Below are 2,284 nucleotides of genomic sequence, written 5' to 3'. Positions count from 1 at the left end.
TTTGGCCGGATCGAGGTCGCCAACCTGCCGATGACCGCCTTCACCCGCCTGTACGCAGGCGATGTGCGGGGTGCTCTGGAGGACGGCCTCGATGCCATTGCCGCTACGGCCCGCGTAGGCCATGGCCGTGCGGAGATCATCGCCCAACATGCAGCCTGCCTTTGTCATCTGTTGCTGGGCGATCCCGCGGCGGGACTGCGCCATGCCGAAGCGGCCACGGCACTTGCCCGGCGCCTGGGCGCGCGCCGCTTCGAGGGGGAATCGCTGGCGTTCCACGGCGAGCAGCTGCATGCTCTCGGCCAATGGGACGAGGCTCATGCCGCTGTCGTGGCAGGCCTCGCCATCTGCCGCGAGACCGGGATGTCCTATATCGGGCCGGTGGTACTAGGCATCCTGGCGAAGATCACGCGCGACGCCCAGGAATCCGAGGCTGCGCTCGAGGAGGGCCAGGCACTGCTTCGGAACGGCTCGATCAGCCACAACCACCTCCTGTTCCTGGCCAATGCCATCGAGGCCTGCCTGGCCAGTCATCAGTGGGCGCGCGTTGAGCAACTTGCGCAGGCGCTGGAGGATTATACCCGCCCGGAGCCCATGCCCTGGGCGGATTTCCTCATCGCCCGGGCCCGCATCCTGGTCGCACATGGACAGGGCGACCGCGGGGACGACGTGATGGCCGGGCTGCGGCGGCTCCTGACCACAGGGGACAGGATCGGGCTGCTCGCCATGCTGCCGGCGATCCGGACGGCACTCGGTGAAGTGCCATGAAGCGAATTGTCGCCCGCTGGACGGGCTGGGACGGCGGCTCCCTGGAACATCTCGTCCTCACGGTCCGAGCGGATGAGATCGTGGCCGATTCGGTCCATGTCTCGGGCCCGGGCGACGGCTTTGCCGCCCGCTATCGGATCGTCTGCGATGGCACCTGGCGCACGCGCCTGGTGGAGATCGAGGTCACCGGTGCCGACCGCCGCTTGCTGCGCTCCGACGGCCAGGGACACTGGATCGATGGGCAGGCCCATGCCATGCCGGCGCTGGCGGGTGCGATCGATCCCGATCTGTCGATCACGCCCTTCACCAACACCCTGCCGATCCGCCGCCTGGGCCGGACGCCCCCCGGCGGCACCGCCATCGACACGGCCTGGGTCTCCTTCCCGGACCTAGCTATCCACCGCGACCCGCAGCGCTACACCTGCTTGGAGCCTGGGCGGCGGTGGCGCTACGATTCCCGCGATTCCGACTTCAGCCGGGAGCTGGAGATCGATGCGGACGGGCTGGTCGTTAGCTATCCTGGCCTGTTCCGCCGGATTACTTGAGGCTCAGGCGAGGCGCTCCTTCAGGAAGGCAGCGATCTCGGTGATTTGCCCGTCCGCCTGCGGCAGCATCCGGCTGAACATGATGCAGGCGTGGGTCACCCCCTCCCACAGGTGGTAGTCGACCGAAACACCCGCGGCCTCCAGCTTTGGGACGATCGCCACCGTGTCGTCCTTGAGGGGATCGAGCTCGGCTGCCGAGAGGTAGAGCGGCGGCAGGCCGGACAGGTCCCTGGCATGCAGGGGAGCGGCATAAGGGTTTGTCCGGTCCGCCCGATCGGGGACGTAGGCATCCCAGAACCACTTCATGGTGGCGGTCGAGAGCAGGTAATCCCCGTCGCCCCAGTCCTGATGCGACTGGGTGCCGTGATCATCGGCGTAGACGCCATAGATCAGGGCGGCCGCCTTGAGCTTCGGCCCGCCCTCGTCGCGCAGCCGGAGCAGCACCGCCAGCGACAGGTTGGCGCCGGCACTGTCGCCCCCCACCGCCAGCCTTTCTGGATCGGCGCCAAAGCGCCAGGCCTCCGCATGGATCGCCCTCACCGCGTTCACGCAGTCGTCGAGCGGCTCCGGGAACGGATGCTCCGGTGCCATGACATAGTCGATGCTGATCACCCGCATGCCGCTGGCATTGGCCAGGCGCCGGCAGACCCCGTCATGCGTATCGAGCGAGCAGATCACCCAGCCGCCGCCATGCAGGTAGATGATCGCCGGGCCGTTGGCAGGGGCGCCCTCCGGCACATAGAGCCGGACCGGCACGCGCCTGGGTGGCGTGTCGAGCAGCAGGTCCTCGACGCGCGCCACCGGCGGGTTGCCTTCGTTCCAGTATGCGTTGCGCTCGATCGAGAGCCGCCGTGCCTCCGCATGCGGGTAGGTTTCCCAGGGCGGCAGGTCCTGTTCCGCCACGAGTTTCAGGATCTCGGCCATCTCCGGCACCGGCGCTGCCGCCATCTCGCTCCTCCCCGCCCGACGAAAAG

General features: G+C 68.3%; 2 protein-coding genes and 1 pseudogene. 2 read left to right on the top strand and 1 reads right to left on the bottom strand.

The genetic code is table 11. The annotated features are described in order from the left end of the window. A pseudogene (locus EQG76_RS30105) lies at positions 1-765 on the top strand (adenylate/guanylate cyclase domain-containing protein); the annotation flags it as partial. Beyond that, positions 762-1,310 carry a putative glycolipid-binding domain-containing protein gene (locus tag EQG76_RS30100; RefSeq protein WP_159718927.1) on the top strand — a complete coding sequence of 183 codons (549 nt, stop codon included), beginning with the start codon at positions 762-764 and terminating at the stop codon, positions 1,308-1,310. The pseudogene EQG76_RS30105 and the gene EQG76_RS30100, both read left to right, overlap by 4 nt. A 3-nt stretch (positions 1,311-1,313) precedes the next feature. Here the strand turns inward: EQG76_RS30100 and EQG76_RS30095 are convergent. Continuing rightward, the coding region (locus EQG76_RS30095; protein WP_235031631.1) for an alpha/beta hydrolase at positions 1,314-2,284 on the bottom strand (971 nt) is incomplete at its 5' end.

This window comes from Geminicoccus flavidas (genome assembly GCF_009806515.1).
Classification (GTDB): Bacteria; Pseudomonadota; Alphaproteobacteria; order Geminicoccales; family Geminicoccaceae; genus Geminicoccus; species Geminicoccus flavidus.
This window is presented reverse-complemented; position numbering and strand designations above follow the sequence as displayed.

What these genes read in the sequence shown, in the direction of transcription:
- EQG76_RS30100 (WP_159718927.1), top strand. Translation starts at nt 762, where the DNA reads ATGAAGCGAATTGTCGCCCGCTGGACGGGCTGGGACGGCGGCTCCCTG.